This window comes from Planosporangium thailandense (assembly GCF_011947195.1).
GTDB classification, from domain to species: Bacteria; Actinomycetota; Actinomycetes; order Mycobacteriales; family Micromonosporaceae; genus Planosporangium; species Planosporangium thailandense.
The window spans coordinates 455,564-474,828 of the sequence record NZ_JAATVY010000001.1 but is presented as its reverse complement, the minus strand read 5'-3'; the positions used below and the strand labels follow the sequence as shown (position 1 = coordinate 474,828).

19 protein-coding genes are annotated in these 19,265 nt (G+C 72.2%); 6 read left to right on the top strand and 13 right to left on the bottom strand.

From position 1 onward, the window contains the following. Window positions 1-162 precede the first annotated feature (162 nt). Complete coding sequence (locus HC031_RS02230) at window positions 163-732, top strand: GNAT family N-acetyltransferase (RefSeq protein ID WP_338090439.1); 570 nt, start codon at window positions 163-165, stop codon at window positions 730-732. On the opposite strand, the gene HC031_RS02225 is transcribed toward HC031_RS02230, so the two are convergent. The 4 genes from HC031_RS02225 to HC031_RS02210 all read right to left on the bottom strand — a co-directional run bounded on the left by HC031_RS02225 (window position 725) and on the right by HC031_RS02210 (window position 4,215). Further along, window positions 725-1,366, bottom strand: a complete 642-nt coding sequence (locus HC031_RS02225; RefSeq protein ID WP_167923402.1) for a class I SAM-dependent methyltransferase — start codon at window positions 1,364-1,366, stop codon at window positions 725-727. The genes HC031_RS02230 and HC031_RS02225 overlap by 8 nt on opposite strands. 107 nt (window positions 1,367-1,473) lie before the next feature. Next, the gene (locus tag HC031_RS02220; RefSeq protein ID WP_167923401.1) at window positions 1,474-2,106 is read right to left on the bottom strand and encodes a DUF4360 domain-containing protein; all 633 of its coding nucleotides are present in this window, start codon (window positions 2,104-2,106) and stop codon (window positions 1,474-1,476) included. Window positions 2,107-2,260: 154 nt separating this feature from the next. Then, window positions 2,261-3,208, bottom strand: coding sequence for a PfkB family carbohydrate kinase (locus tag HC031_RS02215; RefSeq protein ID WP_205862104.1), 948 nt, complete (start codon window positions 3,206-3,208; stop codon window positions 2,261-2,263). Continuing rightward, window positions 3,205-4,215 carry an ADP-ribosylglycohydrolase family protein gene (locus HC031_RS02210; protein ID WP_167923400.1) on the bottom strand — a complete coding sequence of 337 codons (1,011 nt, stop codon included), beginning with the start codon at window positions 4,213-4,215 and terminating at the stop codon, window positions 3,205-3,207. Before HC031_RS02210 ends, HC031_RS02215 begins: the two co-directional genes overlap by 4 nt. Before the next feature lie 44 nt (window positions 4,216-4,259). Here HC031_RS02210 and HC031_RS02205 point away from each other — a divergent pair, with 44 nt between their 5' ends. From HC031_RS02205 to HC031_RS02195, 3 genes are all read left to right on the top strand, one after another. Then, window positions 4,260-5,150 carry a purine-nucleoside phosphorylase gene (locus HC031_RS02205; RefSeq protein ID WP_240941984.1) on the top strand — a complete coding sequence of 297 codons (891 nt, stop codon included), beginning with the start codon at window positions 4,260-4,262 and terminating at the stop codon, window positions 5,148-5,150. Beyond that, on the top strand, window positions 5,147-6,631 hold the full coding sequence (locus tag HC031_RS02200) for a purine-cytosine permease family protein (protein ID WP_167923399.1): 1,485 nt from the start codon (window positions 5,147-5,149) through the stop codon (window positions 6,629-6,631). Before HC031_RS02205 ends, HC031_RS02200 begins: the two co-directional genes overlap by 4 nt. Before the next feature lie 64 nt (window positions 6,632-6,695). Further along, window positions 6,696-6,857 (top strand): hypothetical protein, encoded by a 162-nt coding sequence (locus HC031_RS02195; protein ID WP_167923398.1) that lies wholly within the window; start codon window positions 6,696-6,698, stop codon window positions 6,855-6,857. On the opposite strand, the gene HC031_RS02190 is transcribed toward HC031_RS02195, so the two are convergent. Genes HC031_RS02190 through HC031_RS02165 form a run of 6 tightly spaced genes read right to left on the bottom strand, consistent with a single transcriptional unit; the run spans window position 6,854 to window position 13,338 of the window. Next, the gene (locus HC031_RS02190; protein WP_167923397.1) at window positions 6,854-7,969 is read right to left on the bottom strand and encodes a C45 family autoproteolytic acyltransferase/hydrolase; all 1,116 of its coding nucleotides are present in this window, start codon (window positions 7,967-7,969) and stop codon (window positions 6,854-6,856) included. The genes HC031_RS02195 and HC031_RS02190 overlap by 4 nt on opposite strands. Further along, the gene (locus HC031_RS02185) at window positions 7,966-8,823 is read right to left on the bottom strand and encodes an ABC transporter ATP-binding protein (RefSeq protein WP_338090438.1); all 858 of its coding nucleotides are present in this window, start codon (window positions 8,821-8,823) and stop codon (window positions 7,966-7,968) included. The genes HC031_RS02190 and HC031_RS02185 overlap by 4 nt, the downstream gene beginning before the upstream one ends. Then, window positions 8,820-9,821, bottom strand: coding sequence for an ABC transporter ATP-binding protein (locus HC031_RS02180; protein WP_167923396.1), 1,002 nt, complete (start codon window positions 9,819-9,821; stop codon window positions 8,820-8,822). The genes HC031_RS02185 and HC031_RS02180 overlap by 4 nt, the downstream gene beginning before the upstream one ends. Beyond that, the gene (locus HC031_RS34220; protein WP_205862103.1) at window positions 9,818-10,708 is read right to left on the bottom strand and encodes an ABC transporter permease subunit; all 891 of its coding nucleotides are present in this window, start codon (window positions 10,706-10,708) and stop codon (window positions 9,818-9,820) included. The genes HC031_RS02180 and HC031_RS34220 overlap by 4 nt, the downstream gene beginning before the upstream one ends. Further along, on the bottom strand, window positions 10,705-11,652 hold the full coding sequence (locus tag HC031_RS02170) for an ABC transporter permease (RefSeq protein WP_338090437.1): 948 nt from the start codon (window positions 11,650-11,652) through the stop codon (window positions 10,705-10,707). Before HC031_RS02170 ends, HC031_RS34220 begins: the two co-directional genes overlap by 4 nt. A gap of 57 nt (window positions 11,653-11,709) precedes the next feature. Then, window positions 11,710-13,338: an ABC transporter substrate-binding protein gene (locus HC031_RS02165; protein ID WP_167923395.1), complete on the bottom strand. Its 1,629-nt coding sequence runs from the start codon at window positions 13,336-13,338 to the stop codon at window positions 11,710-11,712. Between the two features lie 128 nt (window positions 13,339-13,466). Here HC031_RS02165 and HC031_RS02160 point away from each other — a divergent pair, with 128 nt between their 5' ends. Together HC031_RS02160 and HC031_RS02155 are read left to right on the top strand one after the other, a co-directional pair. Further along, the gene (locus tag HC031_RS02160; protein WP_205862102.1) at window positions 13,467-14,531 is read left to right on the top strand and encodes a LacI family DNA-binding transcriptional regulator; all 1,065 of its coding nucleotides are present in this window, start codon (window positions 13,467-13,469) and stop codon (window positions 14,529-14,531) included. 64 nt (window positions 14,532-14,595) lie between these two features. Further along, window positions 14,596-15,459 carry a hypothetical protein gene (locus tag HC031_RS02155; RefSeq protein WP_167923394.1) on the top strand — a complete coding sequence of 288 codons (864 nt, stop codon included), beginning with the start codon at window positions 14,596-14,598 and terminating at the stop codon, window positions 15,457-15,459. Here the strand turns inward: HC031_RS02155 and HC031_RS02150 are convergent. The 3 genes from HC031_RS02150 to HC031_RS02140 all read right to left on the bottom strand — a co-directional run bounded on the left by HC031_RS02150 (window position 15,440) and on the right by HC031_RS02140 (window position 19,139). Beyond that, entirely contained in the window at window positions 15,440-15,964 is a 525-nt protein-coding gene (locus HC031_RS02150) for a GNAT family N-acetyltransferase (RefSeq protein ID WP_167923393.1), read from the bottom strand. The two genes, HC031_RS02155 and HC031_RS02150, sit on opposite strands and share 20 nt — an antisense overlap. Before the next feature lie 63 nt (window positions 15,965-16,027). Then, window positions 16,028-18,028 (bottom strand): hypothetical protein, encoded by a 2,001-nt coding sequence (locus HC031_RS02145; RefSeq protein WP_167923392.1) that lies wholly within the window; start codon window positions 18,026-18,028, stop codon window positions 16,028-16,030. A 97-nt stretch (window positions 18,029-18,125) separates the two neighbouring features. Then, entirely contained in the window at window positions 18,126-19,139 is a 1,014-nt protein-coding gene (locus HC031_RS02140; protein WP_167923391.1) for a LacI family DNA-binding transcriptional regulator, read from the bottom strand. Window positions 19,140-19,265 lie beyond the last annotated feature (126 nt).

The following is a 19,265-nucleotide window of genomic DNA, read 5'->3' as shown; positions in this document are numbered from 1 at the left end:
CGAGCTGACGCCTGCGAGACCTCAGCGCGCGCTGTCACGGTTCAGATCTTTCCGCAGACCGGGGCGGTCGGGAAGTGCCGTCGCTCGGCATCCGAGCCGAACAGGTGCCGCTCCAGGGCCGGAGGCGCTGGGAAATGGGACACACCCGGTTAGGCTGCCGGCGTGACGGACTTCCAGGTGAAACCTCTGGACGAGACCACCTGGCCCGACTTCGCGCGACTGGTCGACGGTCACAACGGGGTATGGGGCGGCTGCTGGTGCATGGCCTTCCACGCCGAGGGCGTGGGGCGCACGAAGACCCCGGCGCAGAACCGATCCGAGAAGGAGTGCCGGGTACGGGAAGGTCGGGCGCACGCCGCCCTCGTGTACGACGGCCCGCACTGCGTGGGCTGGTGCCAGTTCGGTCCCACCGACGAACTGCCACGCATCAAGCACCGTCGCGCCTACCTCGACGGCCTGAGCGCCCTTCCGGATTGGCGGATCACGTGCTTCTTCGTCCATCGCGGGTACCGGCACAGAGGGGTCGCCTCCGCCGCGCTCGACGGCGCTCTACAGGAGATCGCCCGGCTCGGCGGAGGAACGGTCGAGAGCTACCCCGAAGACGTGGACGGCCGGTCCGCGTCCGCCTCGTTTCTGCACAACGGCACGGTGGCGATGTTCGAACGGCACGGGTTCGCACGGACCCGCCGGCTCGGTAAGCACCACTGGGTGGTCACGCGCGTCGTCACGTGACGAACTCGAACATCCGGCGCCCCGGTGCCACGGGCTGCGGCGCCCCGGCGAACCGGTGCACACCGACAGAGAAGAGCGCGTCGGCCGGCGCGTCGAACGACCGCTCGACGAAGCGCGCGAGCCGCAGCCAGGACCGGATCGCGGGCGTGAGGTCCGGAGAACGGCGGGTGCGGGTCCAGATGACGGTCGCGTCCGGCGCGCACAACTGCGGCAGATGTCCGACGGTCCGGCGTACGTCGCCATCACTGATGTTGCCGAACACGCCGCACATCAGGACCAGATCGGCGGGCACGGCACCCACGTACGCGTCGGTGAGTCCGGCGTCCGCGCAGACGACCTCCACGCCGGCGAGCCCCGCGTCGCGCGCCGTTCTCCGCGCGACGTCGACGTTGCGGCGGTCGAGTTCGATCAGGCGCGCCCGTACCGCCGCGCCGTCGGGCGCGCCCGCCAGCACCTCGATTAGGTCGCGGCCCTGACCCGCGCACGCGCTCACCACGCGCGGCGACCGGCCGGCGCGCTCCCCCAGCCAGGCTCTGATGTGTCCCTGGACGATGCGGAGCCGGCGGTGGCGCGGCGACCCCGGCTCGTCGTACGGGGCATGCCAGGCGTACCAGTCACGCGACGGGGTACTCATCGACACCAAGCTTTCCAGACAACCGGCCACCGGCCAACGGTCGCCGACGTGAAGGTTTCGAGGATCGCGACGGATCCCCGAAACCTTCACCCGATCGCCGATATTCGTTACGGGCACGACTTCCAGGCGAAGTGGTAAATAGTGTTGATGGCGCCGTCGGTCGAGTCCATCGACATGAAGCTGTTCGTCTTCGACGGATCCGAACTACCGGCCGCGACCCGGAGTTCGGTATTGATGTTCAGGTTGCGCTCCTCGCCGCAGGGCTTGAAAACGAGCGCCGTGGCATCGACCGAATCGGTCGTGTGCCAGTCGTCGTTGTAGGACCCGGAGAAGGGATGCTGTACATACGCGGTCTGCGACTGGCCCTGGAAGTAGTAGTTGGCCCGCTCCAGGCCGGTGGCCCCCTTCTCCAGGTGCGCGAAGCCCCGGTAGTCGGCCTGAGCGATCGCGTACGTGAAGCCCTGCGGGACGTGCACGATGAGGTTGAGCTGGCAGTTCTTGCGGAAGTCGGTCGGCTTGGCGCCGATGCCGACCTGGGCGAGGTACTCACTGTACGTCACGGTGAACGCCGTGTTGTCCGGCGCGACGGCGACCGCCGCGGAACCGGGGCGACAGCCCGAGCCGTTCACGGTGGCGACGTCGATGACAATTTTGTCGGGCGGCGGCGGAGTGGTGAACGCCGGTGCCGCCGGGACAGCAAAAGAAAGCAGCATGCTGCCAATTGCCAATGCATTGAACATTGGTCTTCCCTCCCGATCCCCGCCATGTGAAGAGGTATGTGTGGCACGGACATTAACTACATCAATTGATGGACGTCAACGTGATGTGCAGGGTGGGCAAGACCGGTTTTTCAGCTGATGCCATTTCGAGCGAGACGCCCGTCAGGATCCACCTTTATGCGACCGAAACGTCCCAGCCGGCGAGCATCCGGTCGAGTTCGGCACGGCGCGGCGCGGTGGCCGAACCGGCGCGCGTGACGGCCAGCGCCGCCGCGGCGTTGGCGCTCCGGGCGGCGTCGAGCACCGAACCCGTCCGGTGCAGTTCGGCGAGGAAAGCACCGGTGTGGGCGTCCCCGGCGCCGGTGGTGTCCACCGCCGTCACCACCGGTGCGGGAATGCGCCGCGGCTCGGCGTGGCCGGGCAGGTACACGCTGCAGCCCGCGGCGCCCCGGCGCACGACGAGCACGGACGACGACGGAAGCCGGTCGCGCAGCGCCCGACCCGCTTCGTCCACGTCGGACACCGAGGTGAGCAGGCGCGCCTCCCGCTCGTTGAGCGTGAGCACACCCGTACGCTCGAGCACCGGACCGAGCACCCGCACGGGTATGTCGGCCGCCAGCGGACCGGGATCCAGCACGACCGGCGTGTCGGCGAGGCCGCCGCACCAGGCGGCGACCGCCGGCCCGGTGACGGGGTAGCACAGGTCGTACCCGGACACGTAGAGCGCGTCGTCCGCGCGGACCTCGACCCCGGCCAGGTCCCGACCGGTCAGCTCGGACTCGACGCCGGGGCTTGTGACGAACGTACGCTCGGCGTCCGGCTCCACCAGCCCCACGCAGAAGCCGGTGTCCCCGCGCCCCGGCGGCAGGAGCCGCTCGATCCCCTCGGTCGCGAGCGCCGCGGTGACCAGCGCGCCGAACGGCCCGTCGCCGACGCGGCCGGCGAGCGCCGACGGCAGCCCCAGCCGCCGGGCCGCCGCGAGGACGTTGAACCCGCCGCCGACCTGGACGCCCGCGCCCGAGGCGAGGACGTCGCCGCCGCGGTCGGGCAGCGCGGGCACGGACATGAGGACGTCGACGATGACGCTGCCGACGAGTACGAGCCGGCCCGGCGCGGGGATCACGACCGGGATTCTAGGCGGTCGCGCAGTTCGAGCAGCTGTCCGGCGAGCTCGGGGATGTTCAGCGTCGGGTTCGCCGCGTTCAGGGTCGCCACCGCGTCGGGCGGCAGGGCCGCGTACCCGTGGCAGGCGCCGCTGATCGCGCCGACCATCGCCGCGACCGTGTCGCAGTCGCCGCCCAGGCTCGCGGCCGCGAGGCAGGCCTGGAACGGGTCGGCCGGGCACACCGCCAGCACGGCGAACGCCGCGGGTACCGCCTCCTGGGTCGCCACCCCGGTGCCCACGAGCCGGTAGATGACATCGAGCGGCTCCGGGCTGGCGGCTGCCAGGTCGCGCGCCCACTCGATGCGCGCGGCGACGTCGGCGCCCGGCACATACTGTCCGCGGGTGGCACCTACCCGGGCGGCCTCGATGCCATGTGTGACCGCTTCGCTCAGCGAGGCGCCGTCGATTCCGGCGCTCACCGCGGCGGCCACGGCGGCGGCTCCGGCGTTGGCCACGGTGGTGTCGTGGGTGACGCGGTCGACGTCGGCCACGGCGTCGACCAGCCGGTCGACCGGGTCCGGCGGGTACACGACGCCGACCGGCGCGACCCGCATGGCGGCCCCGTTGGTGTCACCCCACCGGCCGGCTTCGCCGATCGGGGCGCCCTGGGCGAGAAGCTGCAGGGCGCGACGCGTCGACGGGCCGAGCAGATCCGCCGAGCCGAGCGCCGTCATCCGGGCCTCCCACGACAGCAGTTCGTCGGCCAGCCGGCGCGGGTCCACCCGGCCACCGCCCGCCACGAGCAGCCGGCCCAGGATCAGGGCCTGGTCGGTGTCGTCGGTGACCCGCCCGGCGGGCGTACCCCGGCTGATCTCGTTGTCGTCGGGAGCGTCGAGGAACCACGTCAGCTCGCCGTACCGCGCCCGGATCAGCGGCCGCGACAGCAGCTGGGTGGGCATGCCGAGAGCGTCGCCGAGCGCGAGCCCGGTCAGCGCGCCGAGGGCCCGGTCGTACCGGTCAGTCACCACTCATCCCACTGCCCTAGTTTTCCCACTTGACCTGTATAAACATGTCCAGTACACAGAAGCTGATCATGGGTGCGGTGTCAAGCGGGGCACGGTGGCCCGAGGAGGTGCGCGTGCAGGGTTCACGCGATCCGTACGAGCTCGCGGTGGAGGCCGCGGCGGCGCTGGCCGAGGCCACGTCCTGCCCGCGCCACGACGCGGTCGTCGTGCTCGGCAGCGGCTGGGCCCCCGCCGCGGACGCGTTCGGGTCCCCGGCGGCCGAGCTACCCGTCGCGGAGCTGCCCGGGTTCCATCCGCCGGTGGCCGACGGCCACCTCGGGCTCGTCCGGTCCTACCCGCTCGGCGACGCCCGCGTACTGTGCTTTCTCGGCCGCACCCACCTGTACGAAGGGCTCGGCGTCGATCCGGTGGCGCACGCCGTGCGCACCGCCGCGTCGAGCGGCTGCCGTACGGCGGTCCTCACCAACGCGAACGGCTCGCTGCGCCCCGAGTGGGGCCTGGGCACCGGGGTCGTCATCCGTGACCATCTCAGCCTGTCCGGCGTCTCGCCGCTGCGCGGTCCGCGCTTCGTCGACCTGTCCGACTGCTGGAGCCCCCGCCTGCGCGGCCTGGCGCTCGCCGCCGACCCCGACCTGGTGGAGGGCGTGTACGCGTTCCTGCCGGGTCCGCACTACGAGACGCCGGCGGAGGCACGCATGCTGCGTACCCTCGGCGCCGACGTCGTCGGCATGTCCACCGTGATCGAGGCGATCGCCGCCCGCGAGGCCGGCCTGGAACTGCTCGGGCTGTCCGTGGTCACCGCGATCGAGCTCGACAGCGAGCCGACCGATCCCACCGAGGTGGTCGCGGTCGCCGCCGCCTCCGCCACCAAGCTGGGCGCCGTGATCCGCACGGTGCTCGAACAGGCAACCTGCCAACCAGGGGGAACCCCATGACCACAGAGCCTCGGCCCACGGGTACCGTGCCGGCGCCGGCCGGCAGCGGACCTGCCGGGCTGTCCGTCGAGGTCAACGGCATCAACGTCATCGCCGAGTCGGAGCGCAAGGGCCGGCCACGTGACCTGTTCTGGCCGTGGTGCGCCGCGAACGTCTCCGTCTTCGGCATCAGCTACGGATCGTTCTTCCTCGGGTTCAACATCTCGTTCTGGCAGGCGACGATCGCCGGGCTGATCGGTACCGTGCTGTCGTTCCTGCTCGTCGGCTTCGTGTCGCTGGCCGGCAAGCGCGGCTCCGCACCCACGATGATCCTCAGCCGGGCCGCGTTCGGGGTGCGGGGCAACGCCCTGCCGGCAGCCCTGAGCTACATCCTGCTCGTCGGGTGGGAGATCGTGCTCGTCGCGCTCGCCACCCTCGCCACGGCGACGGTGTTCGGCCGGCTCGGCTGGGGCGACGGCTCCGCCACCAAGATCATCGCGTTCCTGGTGGTGGCGCTGGTCATCATGCTCGCCGGGATCCTCGGCTTCGACGCCATCATGCGCCTGCAGGGCATCATCACGATCGCGACCGCCGTCCTGACCGTCGGCTACATCGCCCTGACCGCGGACCACATCTCCTGGTCGAAGGTGTCGGCGCTGCCCGGCGGCTCCGCCCAGGCGTTCATCGGCACCCTCATCTTCGCCGTGACCGCGTTCGGGCTCGGCTGGGCCAACTCCGGCGCCGACTACTCGCGGTACCTGCCGCGTACCGCGTCGAGCCGGGGCGTGGTCGGCTGGACGACATTCGGCGCGAGCGTCGCCCCGGTCGTCCTGGTCGTCTTCGGCCTGCTGCTCGCCGGCTCCGACTCCGACCTCAACACGAAGATCGGCGGCGACCCGATCGGGGCGCTCACCACGCTCCTGCCGACGTGGTACCTGGTGCCGTTCGCGCTCGTGGCGATCCTCGGCCTGATCGGCGGTGCGGTGCTCGACATCTACTCGTCCGGGCTCACGCTGCTCACCCTCGGCCTGCGGGTGCCCCGGTGGACAGCCGCCGGCATCGACGGCGTACTGATGATCCTCGGCACCATCTACGTCGTCTGGGTCGCGGACAACTTCCTCAACCCGTTCCAGGGCTTCCTCATCACCCTCGGCGTGCCGATCGCCGCCTGGAGCGGAATCTTCGTGGCCGACCTCGCCCTGCGGAAGGCCGCGTACGCCGACGCCGACCTGTACCGGACCGAGGGCCGATACGGGGCGACCAACCCGGTCGCGATCGGGCTGGTCGTCGTCGGCACGGTGATCGGCTGGGGCCTGGTGACCAACACGTACGCCGGCTGGCTGTCCTGGCAGGGGTACCTGCTGTCGGTGCTCGGCCTCGGTGGCAAGAGCGGCGCGTGGGCCTACGCCAACCTCGGCGTGGCAGCGGCGTTCGTCATCGGGTTCGCCGGTTACCTGGCGCTCGGCCGCCGGCGCGTACGCGCCCAGGAGCAGATCGGGTAGCCGCCGGCCCCACGATCCGCGCAACTCGTGCGACATTGCTGCCTCCCGACGTTGGGAGGCAGCAATGTCTGACATGTTGCGCGGATCGTGGCCCGCCGGCGGGCACGTACACAGCGAATGGTCGTGGGACGCGCTGGCCCGCGACTTCCCCCGCGGCACCGCCCTGGCCGAGGCGCACGGCTTCCGGCCCGGTCGCCGGCCGCACGACCTGTGGGTACGCGCCTAGTCTCCGCCGAAGCTCACGCTCGTACCGTCGCCGCCGCTCGGTACCGTGACCGGCAGCCAGGTGGACGGCGTCGCGGTGCACGGACCACCGCTGTGCACCATGAGCCGCCGCGCCGCCGGCTCCACCGCGATGGTGGCGAGCGTCGCCCACCTGGTGCCGATCCGGCCACCCGCCGGCGGATGGCAGCACGCCTCGGCGCCATCGTCGGGATGGGCGGTGAGCAGCGCGGCCAGGTCGTCCACGCCGTCGAGGCCGGACCGGTCACGGACCCGCGCGGACAGCAGGCGCAGCCGGTCGTACGTCTCGGGCTCCCGCCGCCCGCGCAGATCGCCGCGGGCGAGCACGGGGTCGACAAAGTGGTTGGTGTGCAGCAGCCAACCCTCGTCGTCCGGCGGGATCACGGCGACACCGGCCGGGCTGACTTCGACGCAGGCGGAGCGGTCGGGGGTCACGACGGTCATGACGGTGGACGCCGAGACCGGCGCCTGCCGCAGGATCGCCACCGCGTCGTCGAGGGACGCGGCGGTGCCGAGGACCCGGCGGACGACGAGGTGCACGGGCACGCCGGTCGCACCGTCGTCCACGTGCCCGAGGATGTTGAACAGGATCCCCACGCCGGCCTCGTTGAGGCCGATCTTCGCCAGCATCCCGTACTCGGTGACGCCCGCGAAGCCCAGGACGTCGCCGCGGACCGACTGCACGTGCCAGGAGCCGGCCAGTTCGTCGTGCCAGTCCCAGGTCTGCCCGCCGAAGGTACGGGCACCGGTGAGGACGACTGTCGAGCACTCCCCCGCGCGCGGTGCGTCGGCGACGGCGAGGATCTCGGTACGCGCGTTGAGCGCGGCGATCGTCCACAGTGGTACACCCGCGCCGTCGGCGACGCCCCGCATCTCCTCGGCGAGATCGGGCGCCCAGGACCGGGTCGCCGCAAGTGTCGCGCGGGCGAGCGCGGGCACGTCGAGCGTCACACCGGCCGCCGCCGCGGTGACCGCGAACAGCCGCGAGTACGTGGCCCAGGCCGCCGCGATCTCGGACGCGGTGCGGACACCGCGGTCGTGGCCGCGCCGCCACGGGTCGGCCGCGTCGAGCCGCAGGTACCTCGAATCGTTCACCGTGCGGCCTCCATGTCCTCGGCCCGGGGCTCCCCGCGACCGAGCGCGCGCCGGGGTCGCCACCCCGGCCGGGGCGCACTGTCGCGCAGGAGCATCGTGTACGGGTGCTGCGGCTGGTCGAGCACCCGTTCGGTGCTCCCACGCTCGATGATCTCGCCCCGCCGCATGACGACGACCTGCTCGCTCACCTGCCGCACGACCGACAGGTCATGGGTGATGAACAGGTACGTCAGCCGGCGGACCCGCCGCAGCTCGGCGAGCAGGTTCAGGACCTGGGCCTGCACCGACACGTCGAGCGCGGCGACCGCCTCGTCGAGGACGAGGACGCGCGGCTCGGCGGCGAGCGCCCTCGCGATCGCAACGCGCTGCCGCTGCCCACCGCTGAGCTCGCCGGGCAGCGCCCGGGCGTGCGCCGGGAGCAGGCCCACCTGATCGAGCAGGTCGTCGACGCGACGACGTAGCTCGGCACCGCGCACCCGGTGGTGGGCGGTCAGCACCTCACTGATCGCCGACCCGGCCGTGCGACGGCGGTTCAGCGACCCGTTCGGGTCCTGGAACACCATCTGGATGTCCCGGGCGCGGGCGCGCCGCTCCGCCCGGCGGGGTCGCTGCGCGACCGGGCGACCGGCGAGCACGACCTGTCCGGCATCCGCGCCTTCGAGGCCGACCAGGATGCGGGCGAGGGTCGTCTTGCCGGATCCCGACTCCCCGACGACCGCGAGGCAGCTGCCGTCGGCGACGGTCAGAGTGACGTCGACGAGCGCGTCGACGCTCCGGCGCTGCCCGCCCCGGCCCGTCGTGAACCGCTTCGACAGCCCGGTGATCTCGATGACGTTCCCTGTCGTGCCGCTCACCCTGTCACCTCCGGCGCGCTCGTACGGACCAGCTCCCCGCGAAGCTCATCACTGCGGTGGCAGCGCACGGCGCGGCCGTCGCCCTCGACGAGCGGGACCGCACCGTCGCGGCACCGGGGCGCGATCCAGGGGCAGCGGGTCGCGAAGGCACAGCCGGCCCCCACCTCGTACGCGGCGACGGGCCGCCCCGGGATGACGGGGAGCGTCGGGGTGGTCGCGGTGAGGCTCGGCCGCGAGTCGAGCAGCAGCCGGGTGTACGGGTGACGCGGCGCCGAATGCAGCTGTGCCGGGGTGCCGATCTCGACGATCTGGCCGGCGTACAGCACCGCGATCCGGTCGCACACGGCCGAGGCCAGCTCCAGGTCGTGGGTGACGAAAAGCATCGCCATGCCGTGTTCGCGGCGCTGCTCGTCGAGGATCGCCATGACCTCCGACTGCGTCGTCACGTCGAGCGCCGTGGTCGGCTCGTCGGCGAGCAGCAGCCGTGGCGAGCCGGCCACGGCGGCGGCGATGACGACCCGCTGCAGCATGCCGCCGGACAGCTGGTGCGGGTAGGAGTCCATGCAGCGGTCGACGTCGGCGATCCCGACCTGGGCGAGCAGGTCGCGGACGCGGCGTTCCGCGGTGCCGCGGCGTTCCCCGCGCGCGTCGCAGAGCCCTTCGACGAGGAACTCCGCGACCCGCAGTACCGGGTTCAGCGCCGCCCGGGGGTCCTGGCTGATCATCGCGAGGTCCCGGGCGCGCAACCGGCGCAGCGCCGCCGCGTCGAGGCTCCGCACGTCCGTACCGTCGAGCAGCACCCGGCCGGTCACCCTCGCGCCCGCGGGCTCGGTGCGCAGCACCGTCCGCAGGGTCATCGACTTGCCCGAGCCGGACTCACCCACCAGGCCGATCGCCTCGCCGGGCGCCACCCGCAGCGACACACCGCGCAGCAGGGCACGGTCGCCGCCCCGATGGGGCAGGTCGAGCCGGATGTCGTCAAGCTCCAGCAGGCTCATGCCCGACCACCCGCCCGGCGGCCGCCGAGTCGCTCACCGATGACGCTGAAGGCTGCGACCGCGACGACGATGCACGCCCCGGCGAGCAGGCTCTGCCCGGGGTAGCCCTGCAACAGCGAATCCTGCCCCTGCGAGACCATCAGCCCCCAGTCGGCGGTCGGTGCCTGCACGCCGAGGCCGAGGAACGACAGCGCGGCGAGATCGATCATCGCGTACCCGAAGTTGATGGCCGCCCCGGTGAGGATCTGCGGGGCGATGTTGGGCAGCAGGTGCCGCCCGGTCACCACGAACCCGGACAGCCCCTGCAGCTCGGCCGCCTGCACGTACGCCAGCCGCCGCTCCCGCAGCGCGACGCTGCGCAGCACGCGGGCGGTGTAGGGCACGTACGCCACCGCGAGCGCGACCGCGGCCTGCGTCAGGCCGGTGCCGAACACCGCGACGACGAGGATCGCCAGCAGCAGGTTCGGGAAGGCGAACAGCAGGTCGAGAAGGCGACCGACGAGCGCGTCGACGCGCCCGCCGAACCAGGTGGCGACGAGCGCCAGTACGGTGCCGCCGGCGGCCGCGAGCAACACGACGACGGCGGCGCCGGTCAGGCTGGTCCGCGCGCCGTACAGCAGCCGGGACAGCAGGTCGCGACCAGACTGGTCGGTACCGAGCACGTGCGCGGCGCCAGGCGCCTGGTAGCGCTCGACGACGCTGCCGATCGCCGGGTCGTACGGCGCGATCAGGGGCGCGAGCAGCGCGGCCAGGACGAGCAGGCCGACGATCACGACGGCGGCGACTCCGAGCGGACCGAGCCGCCGTACCGTGCCCCGGCCCGACCGGCGCTGCCGGCTGGACGTCACGGCGAGGGGTTCGACGCCGGTCAGCGTTTCGGCGCTCACGCGCTCTCACCTCCGAGTTGAACGCGCGGGTCGATCACCGCGTACAGCACGTCGATCACGAGGTTGACCACGCCGAACACCGCCACCAGCACCAGCGCGACGGCCTGTACGACCGCGAAGTCCTTCTGCTGCACGGCATCGATGAGCAGGCTGCCGATGCCGTCGAGGGTGAACGCGTGCTCGACGACCGCCGCGCCCGCGACGAGGGCGGCGACGTTCACACCGACGATCGTGGTCACCGGCAGCATCGCGTTGCGGACGATGTGCCGGCGCGCGACGACACGCCAGGGGACACCGCGCGCCAACGAGACGGACACGTGCTCGGTGTCGCGCTCCTCGACCACCGCGGTACGGGTGATGCGCGCGACGACGGCGATCGCCGGCAGCGCGAGGGCCACCGCGGGCAGCGTCAGGTGCAGGAGCCGGCCGGACAGGCCCGCCCCGGCCCCGAAGACGGGGAACCAGCCGAGCGTCACCGCGAACACGCTCATGAGGAGGACGGCCGCGAAGAAGGTCGGGATCGCGAATCCGACGCTGGAGCCGAGCAGGACGGCCGTGTCGAGGGCGCCCCCGCGCAGCCCCGCGACCACCCCGGCGACCACCCCGAACACCACGATCAGCAGGGCCGCGTACGCGGTGAGCCCGAGCGTGGTCGGGATCCGGGACGCCAGCAGCGACGCGACGTCCTGCCGGGTCGCCAGCGACTCACCGAAGTCTCCGCTGAGCACGCCGGTCAGCCAGTGCCAGTAGCGGACCAGGAACGGCTCGTCCAGGCCGTACTGCACCCGGATCGACGCGAGCACCTCCGGGCTGACGGTCCGGCCGCGGACCAGGAAGCTCTCCGGCGAGCCGGGCGCGGCGTACATCGCCGCGTAGATGATGAAACTCGAGACGAGCAGCGTGGCGGCGAGCGCGCCCAGCCGCCGGATCACGAAGCGCAGCACAGGGCCTCCGTCCGGCGGGCCCGGGACGCGCCGTTGCGTCCCGGGCCCCGATCGTGGTCAGGCCGAGCCGAGGTCGGCGGCCCAGGGGTAGTAGAGGTAGACGAACGAGGCCGGAACCCCGGTCACCCGCTTGTTGAGGAACAGCCGGACCGCCGGTGCGGCGATCGGGATCCATGGCATCTGGTCCATGACCTTCACCTGAAGGTCGGCGACGAGCTTGGCCCGGGCGTCGCCGTCGGAGGTGGCCGCCGCCTGGTCGATGAGGCTCTCCACCTGTGGGTCGGTGTAGCCGTTGAAGTTCTGCGAGCCGCCCTTGGCCGCGATGGTGCGCAGGAAGGCGAGCGGGTCCGGGATGTCCATGTAGTTGGTCGTCATGAACCCGTCGTAGCCTTCGCGGGCCTTCGGGTCGGAGAAGAAGGCGCCGTACTGGGCGCTGGGCACCGCCTTCGGCTGGATGGTGAGGCCCAACTGTCGCGCGGCGTTGGACATCTCCGACAGGATGTCGGCGTAGAACTGCCGCTCACCCGGGTAGGCGATGGTGATCGGGGCGGTGCCGACCTTCACTCCGGCGAGGAGCTTCTTCGCCTCGTCGACGTTCTTCGCGGTGTCCGGCAGGGCCTCGTAGGCCGGGCCGAAGACGCTGTCGCCGTAGGTCCAGCCACCCTGCGGGACCAGCGAACGGGAGACGCGGGCGGTGTTCGCGAACACCGTCCGTGCGATCGCCTCCCGGTCGGTGGCGAGGGCCAGCGCACGCCGCACCTTGGGGTCTCCGAGCGGCCCGCTGCCGGTGCTGATGACCGCCACCATCTGCAGTGACTTGCCCAGGTACAGCTTGCCGGCCTTCGAGGCCGACAGCTTGTCGACCGCGCCGACCGGGACGTCGTACGACCCGTCGATGGCGCCGGTGTCGAGGGCGCTCGCGATCGCGCCCGGGTCCACGATGAACTGCAGGTCGACCTGCGCGGTCTTGGCCTTGCGCTGGGCGTCCCAGTACCCGTCGTTGCGCACCAGCGAGATCTTGGAGCCCTTGTCCCACGACGCGACCTTGTACGGGCCGGTGCACATGACCAGCCCCTCCGGCGTGCCGTACTTCGCGCCGGCCGCGACCCGCTGCTTCTGTTCGACGACGACGCCGACCGGCGTGGCCAGGTACGAGTTGAGCGTCGCGTCCGGTTTCTTGAGCCGGATGGTGACCTGCCGGTCGCCCGTCTTCTCGATCGCTTCGATGTTGCCGGTGATCTGGTCGGACGCCCAGTAGCTGCCCTCGTTCGGGTCGAGGTGCCGCTTGAGGCTGAAGACGACGTCGTCGGCGGTCATCGGCTCGCCGTCCCAGAACTTCACCCCGTCCCGGAGGGTGTAGACCCAGGTCCGCGGGTCGGGGGACTCGACCTTCTCCGCCAGGTTCGGCTTCATCGAGTAGTCGGGGTCGAGCCGCATCAGGCCCTCGCACAAGTTGGCGACGACCGTGTTCTCCGGGTAGTTGAACGCCTTGATCGGGTCGAGGGACGCCGGCTCGCCGAACGGCAGGTTCCACGTCGCCTTGTCCAGCTCACCCTTGGCGGCCGGTGTGGTGACGAGGAGATCGTCGAGCTTGTGGTTGTCGGCCGCCGGGGTCTTCGCGCCGCTGCACGCGACGAGCCCGAGGCTGAGCGAGACGGCGAGGACCGCCGTCACACGGACACGCATCTGATCCTCCGAACACGGCAGTTTTAGCAGGTTAGAGCTCCGGGCCGGACGGCCCGCGCGGCGCGGTACGCGGGGACGCTATCGCATAAAACCTTTTATGAAAAGGTTTTGGGAGTAGTCTTTCGAGCATGCCTGAACAGCCGTCCCGGATCCCTGAGATGCCCGAGCAGCGATCTCGAGCCGGGCGCGCGACGATCCGCGACGTGGCGCGCGAGGCGGGCGTCTCGGTCACGACGGTGTCCCACGCCCTCAACGGCAAGGGCACCGCGTCGGAGGCGACCCGCCGCCGCGTGCTCGCCGTCGCCGAGCGGTTGGCCTACCGGGCCCATCCCATGGCGCGTGGGCTACGCCGCGGGCGCACCGGCGTCCTCGGGCTCGACATGCGCCCGCTCGACGCGATCGGCTCCTACCTGCCCGTCGGCGTCGACTACTTCGTACGGTTCGCCGGCGCCGCGGCGGTGACCGCGCTCGACCACGGCCTCGGCCTCATGCTCGTGCCCGACCTGACCCGCCCGGGGATCCCCACGTCCGCACACGGCGTGGACGGCTACGTCATCGGCGATCCGGTACGCGACGACCAGGCCCTCGCCCGGCTCCTCGACGCCGGCGTACCGGTCGTCACGGTGGGCCGTGACCCCGGGCGGCCGGACTTCACCGACTGGGTCGGCTCCGACGACGTGCACGAGACCCAGCGGGTGCTCGACCTCATGCGGCAGCGTGGCGCCGAACGGGTCGCGTTCATCGCCGGCACCGACGACAACGCGTGGAACGTCGACGCCGAGCGCGCCTACCGCGCCTGGGCCGGCCGGCACCACCTGCCGGTCCGGGTCCTGCGCGTGCCGGAGGCGACCGGCGAGGACGGCGGCCGGGACGCCGCGCGGCAACTGCTGGACGGCCCGAAGACCCGACCGGACGCGATCTACTGCCAGACCGGCCGGCACGCGGCCGGCGTACTGGCCGAGGCACAGCACCTCGGCGTCGCGGTACCGCGGGACCTGCTCCTCGCCGCCGGCTCCGACGCACAGCAGACCCGGCTCGCCACACCCGGGATCACCGCCCTGGACCTCGAACCCGAGGAGACCGGCAAGGCCGCCGTACAGCTGCTGATCGCACGCCTCAACGGCGAGCCGGCGACCGGACCGGTGTACGTCCCCGCCCGCCTGCATGAACGGGGCTCGACCGGCGCGCGGTGACCCGCCGGCCCGGGCCCGTCCGCAGCGGTGGTGCGGCCACGACGACGCGACATAACGTGGGGACATGGATGCCGAGCGCGCTGGCAGGGCCTATCTGGAGCACCTCACGGAGGCGGATCTTCGGGTACTGGCCTCCTCGGTGGGGCTCGATCCCGGGCACGCGGGCGACCTGCGCTGGCGCCCGGCGACCATGGTGGAACTGTTCGACCGTCCGGAGCTTTTCGACCGGGTGTACGGCCCGGACCCGGCCGGCCTCATCGGCGTCTCGCCGTTCTTCGCGTTCCTCGTCGCCGTCGAACAGGCGGCGCGGGAGATGACAGCCGCGCGGTTCGTGGCCGAACGTACCGCGCCGCGCCAGCGGGTACCGGTGTTCGACGCGCCGCGGCTGCGCGAGTTCCTCACCGACCCGATCCGCCGGCTGTTCCTGGCGGAGCTGCTGGCCTCGTTCGTACGGGTGGCCAGCGGCCGGTACTGGACCCGGACGGCGCGCGGCTGGCGCGCCCAGCGCTACAGCGAGCTGGACCCGATCCGGCTGGCCCAGGTCGCCGAGCAGGCGCTGCCGGCGTACCAGCCCGGGCTGTACCGGCGGCTGGGTGACGTCGCGCTGTTCCTGACCGGCGTCTTCCCCGACTACGCCCAGCTCCACGCGTTCGGGCCGTTCGACGCGGCGCGGCTGATGCGGGCGGCCGGCCTGGCCACCGCGGACGAGACCGGGCTGGTCGCCGCGCCACCGATCCAACTGCTGGAACACCTGGGGCAGCGCTGGTACCGGCGCGCCTGCGAGCTGGCGCCCGTCACCACCGCGCAGCTCGCCGTCGTGGCGGAGGTCGCCGACCGGTTCCGCGACGCGCGCCGCGTCCTCAACCACATCGCCGACCGGTACTTCACCCGCGTCGGCAACCCGTGGTTCAGTCCTCCCGGATCGTGAGCTCGTCGGCCAGCAGATCCATCAGCAGCCCGTCGTGCCAGTCGCCGTCGGGCCCGCGCTCGTAGCGGCGCATGACCCCGACCGGCCGGAATCCGACCTTGGCGTAGCACCGGATGGCGGCGGCGTTGTCGGCCGCCGGGTCGATCACCAGCCGGTGGTGGCCGTGGTCGGCGATCAGGTGCCGGGCGAGGGTACGGACGGCGTCCGTGCCCAGGCCGCGACCGTGCACCGCGGGATCCAGGTAGATGTCGATGCTGGCGTGCCGGTAATCCGGGTCGTCCTCGGCGCTCCACTGGATGTAGCCGACCACGCGGTCACCGTGCTCGATCACGAGCGGATGCCCGCCCGGATCGTCGAGATCGTCGGCCACCGCCGACCGCAGGTCCTCGCCGCCGCGCCACCGCCGGTACACCTCCGGTGTGGCCCGGATCCGGGCCAGCTCGGGCATGTCGCCGGCGGTGGCGGGCCGCAGCGTTACCAGCGCGCCGCGCAACGTCGCATGCATGCCCGCACCTTGCCATGATCGTGAATACTTCGGGGGGGTTATAGCCCCGCGAAGTCTTCACGATCATGGAACAACCGTCGCGCCGCTCTCCCGCACCGGCAGCACCAGCCGGATGCCGGACAGGTTCAGGGTGCTGGTCACCACCGGGTTGGGCGCCCGGTACGTGGGCTGGTCCACCTGGACCAGGTCCAGCCGTACCCGGTCCCCTGCGCCGAACGCCCAGTGGTTGCCGTACAGCGGCACCCGTACGGTCCCCGTGGTCGCGTCGTACCCGTTGAAGTCGAATCGGTACACGCCCCGGCTGACCAGTACGGCGCTGCCGTCGGGTTTGACGTCCCACACGCGCGCGGCGAGCACGGCGGTAGGCAGCGCCGGTAGCGCGGTGTACCCGGCCTGGACGTAGCCGATCCCGACGAAGGTCTGCGGCCCGGCCAGCGGCTGCGACACCGCGCTGTAGCCGTCGCCTGGCACGAGCGGCCCCGCCGAGGTGCGGCAGGTGTCACCGCTGGGCGCGAGGTACCCGCCGGCCACGGCGTCGGTGGCCGGCCCGTTCGGGTCGCTGACGCCCGCCGTTGGGGTCAGGACAGCCGTGTCGCCGTAGGCGACGGTCAGGGTGCCCTTGCCGAGGCCGGCCGGGGTCGACGCCGAGATGCGGTCGGCGGCGGTCGCGCTGCCGCCGCACACGGTCGGGAAGCTCGAGACGCTCCCCTGCTGCGGGTGGCTGCCGCCGATGTTGTTCTGCAGGAACGCCCACGCCTGCGCGTTGATGGCGCGCCAGGCGGCCGGCGGGTTCTGCGCCCGCGCGTGCCCGACGTCGCCGACGGCGACCGACACCGGCCACAGCGGGTCGAGCGACTTGAGGTAGTTGAACATCCGGAACGACTCGACCGCCGGGAACAGGTCGTCGGTCCAGCCGGAGACGGAGAAGACCGCGGGCTCCCGGCCGGCCGCGCGCCCGGTACGCCAGCCGGGCTGGTAGTACGCGGAGTGCCAGCCGCTGAAGGCGGTGCGCAGCTGGCCGACGATCGCGTCGTCGACCCGGCCGGGCGCGTCGTACGGCTCCCCGGCCGCCATCCGGTTCAGCCAGGCGGTGAACGGCTCCGGGCCGTTGGTCTGCGGGCCGGTCGAGCCCTCGTCGAACACGCCGTTGGTGGTGCCGAAGGCGTACAGGCCGTTGATGTAGCTGAGCTTGGCGACCCCGACCGGGTTGCCGACGCCGAGGGTGTCGGGCGCGCCCTGCGCGGAGGAGTACAGGTCCGGCCCGTGCCCGTTCGGCATGAGCGAGTACGCGAGGTCGGTCCACGGGTACTTGGGCACCGCGACCCGCAGGTGCAGCTCGGGCAGGCCCGGGAAGTCGGTCCAGCTGGCCCGCCCGGCCTGCGCGGCGGCCTGCAGCCAGCTCTCGCCGCCGCCGTAGGATCCGCCGCTGATGGCGACCCGGTCCCGGTCGAGATCGGTGAACGCGCTCGCGGTGAGCGCCGCCAGCCACTGGGTGTCGCGGATCTCGACGTCCTTGTTCTTCACCCGGATCGTGCCGGCCGGCGGGCAGGCCGAGCCGCCCGGCGGGAGGCAGGTCGGCGCGGTGCCGGCCGGGGTGGCCGGCTGGTAGCTGGCGGTGGTGCCGTTGTCTTTGAAACCGCGCGCGGTGTACGTGAGGACGTAGTAGCCGTGCTCGGCGAACCAGTGGCTGTTCCAGTCGTACTTGTCGGCCCCGTCGCCGGCGTCCGATGTGGATTCCCACTCGTGCTTGTTGTTGCCGAAGCCGTGCAGCAGCACGATGAGCGGGTGTCGCGCGCCGGTACCGGCCATCGGCAGGGTGACGTCCACGTCGAGCGGCGTGCCGTCGAAGCTCGCCACCTCCGACGGGCAGACGGTTACCCCGCCGGGGTACGGCGCGCAGTTGGCGGTCAGCGCTGCCGGGTCCGGTGTCGTGCCGGCGCGGGCGGGCGCTGCCGGGTCCGGTGTCATGCCGGCGCGGGCGGGCTGCGCGACGCCCGTCACGGCCAGGCCGGCGACGGCGGCGGGGACGAGCGCGAACCGTGCCGATCTTCTGACTGACCTCATCGTGGTCCCGCCCTTCGCCAGCGATTCACGCATCGGCCTACATGAGGGATATCGGCGCGGCGCGGGGCGGCGAAACAGGGTCGGTCCCCCGGACGGGTTACCCGGCGGGCGCCGTGCTCTCCCGTACGACCAGGCGGAAGTCGGCCGTCTCCTCCTGCGGCTGCGCGTCGTCGCGGGCGCCGATGCGCTGGTGCACCAGCCGCAGGGCCAGCCGGGCGATCTGCTCCTTGTCGGGCGCCACGGTGCTCAGCGTGGGCGTGCTGAACTGGCCCTCTTCGATGTCGTCGAAGCCGATGACGGCGACGTCCTGCGGCACCCGGCAACCGCGGGCCAGCAGGGTCCGGATCGCGCCGAGCGCCATCAGGTCGTTGAAGCAGAACACCGCGTCGGGTGGCTGCTCGAGGTCGAGCAGGGCCTGCATCGCCCGCGCGCCGTCGGCGCGGTGGAACCGGGTGACGGGCATGACGAGCGCCGGGTCGTACGCCAGCCGGGCGCGCCGCAGCGCCTGGCGGTACCCCTTGAGCCGCAGCGCCGCGGTGCCGCCGGAGATGTGCGGCTGGCTGCCGATGGCCGCGATGCGGGTACGGCCGAGGTCGGCGAGGTGGGCCACGGCCGCCTGGGCGCCGGCGACGTTGTCGATGCTGACGTGGTCGACGGGCGCGTGGGTGAGCCGCTCCCCCAGCAGCACCAGTGGCGTACGGTCCCGGCGGGCCTCGATGTGCTTCGCGGTGAGGGCGAGCGGGCTGACGATGAGGCCGTCGATGAGGTGGGACTTGATGCCCTCGACGACCTCCCGCTCGTTGTCGAGGGCGCCCTGGGTCTCGTCGATGAGCACGGTCCAGCCGTACTCCTTGGCCAGCTGGACGAACTGGGCGGCCAGTTCGGCGAAGTACGGCACGCGGATCTCGGGTACGGCGAGGGCGATCAGGCCCGTACGGCCGCCGCGGAGCCGGCGCGCCGAGAGGTTGGGCCGGTAGCCCAGCTCGTCCAGGGCCCGCTGGACCTTCTCCCGCGTGCCCGCCGCGACGAACTGGTACCCGTTCACCACGTTCGACACGGTCTTGACCGATACGCCGGCGCGTGCGGCCACGTCCTTGATGCTGGCTGCCATCCGCGACCCTCCTTGTGCACGCGGCGACGGCACCGGACCTGGACCGTATCCGGCGCCCGGCACCACTCCTGCCGGCGGCCCCCGAGCATAGCCAGGGGATCGCAGGATGTCTTTACAACGATGTAC

Bases quoted from the DNA above. Each gene is read 5' to 3' on its own strand.
- HC031_RS02225 (WP_167923402.1), bottom strand. From the start codon at position 1,366: ATGAGTACCCCGTCGCGTGACTGGTACGCCTGGCATGCCCCGTACGAC.
- HC031_RS02220 (WP_167923401.1), bottom strand. From the start codon at position 2,106: ATGTTCAATGCATTGGCAATTGGCAGCATGCTGCTTTCTTTTGCTGTC.
- HC031_RS02205 (WP_240941984.1), top strand. From the start codon at position 4,260: ATGTCCAGTACACAGAAGCTGATCATGGGTGCGGTGTCAAGCGGGGCA.
- HC031_RS02200 (WP_167923399.1), top strand. From the start codon at position 5,147: ATGACCACAGAGCCTCGGCCCACGGGTACCGTGCCGGCGCCGGCCGGC.
- HC031_RS02195 (WP_167923398.1), top strand. From the start codon at position 6,696: ATGTCTGACATGTTGCGCGGATCGTGGCCCGCCGGCGGGCACGTACAC.
- HC031_RS02180 (WP_167923396.1), bottom strand. From the start codon at position 9,821: ATGAGCCTGCTGGAGCTTGACGACATCCGGCTCGACCTGCCCCATCGG.
- HC031_RS02165 (WP_167923395.1), bottom strand. From the start codon at position 13,338: ATGCGTGTCCGTGTGACGGCGGTCCTCGCCGTCTCGCTCAGCCTCGGG.
- HC031_RS02160 (WP_205862102.1), top strand. From the start codon at position 13,467: ATGCCTGAACAGCCGTCCCGGATCCCTGAGATGCCCGAGCAGCGATCT.
- HC031_RS02155 (WP_167923394.1), top strand. From the start codon at position 14,596: ATGGATGCCGAGCGCGCTGGCAGGGCCTATCTGGAGCACCTCACGGAG.
- HC031_RS02150 (WP_167923393.1), bottom strand. From the start codon at position 15,964: ATGCATGCGACGTTGCGCGGCGCGCTGGTAACGCTGCGGCCCGCCACC.
- HC031_RS02145 (WP_167923392.1), bottom strand. From the start codon at position 18,028: ATGAGGTCAGTCAGAAGATCGGCACGGTTCGCGCTCGTCCCCGCCGCC.
- HC031_RS02140 (WP_167923391.1), bottom strand. From the start codon at position 19,139: ATGGCAGCCAGCATCAAGGACGTGGCCGCACGCGCCGGCGTATCGGTC.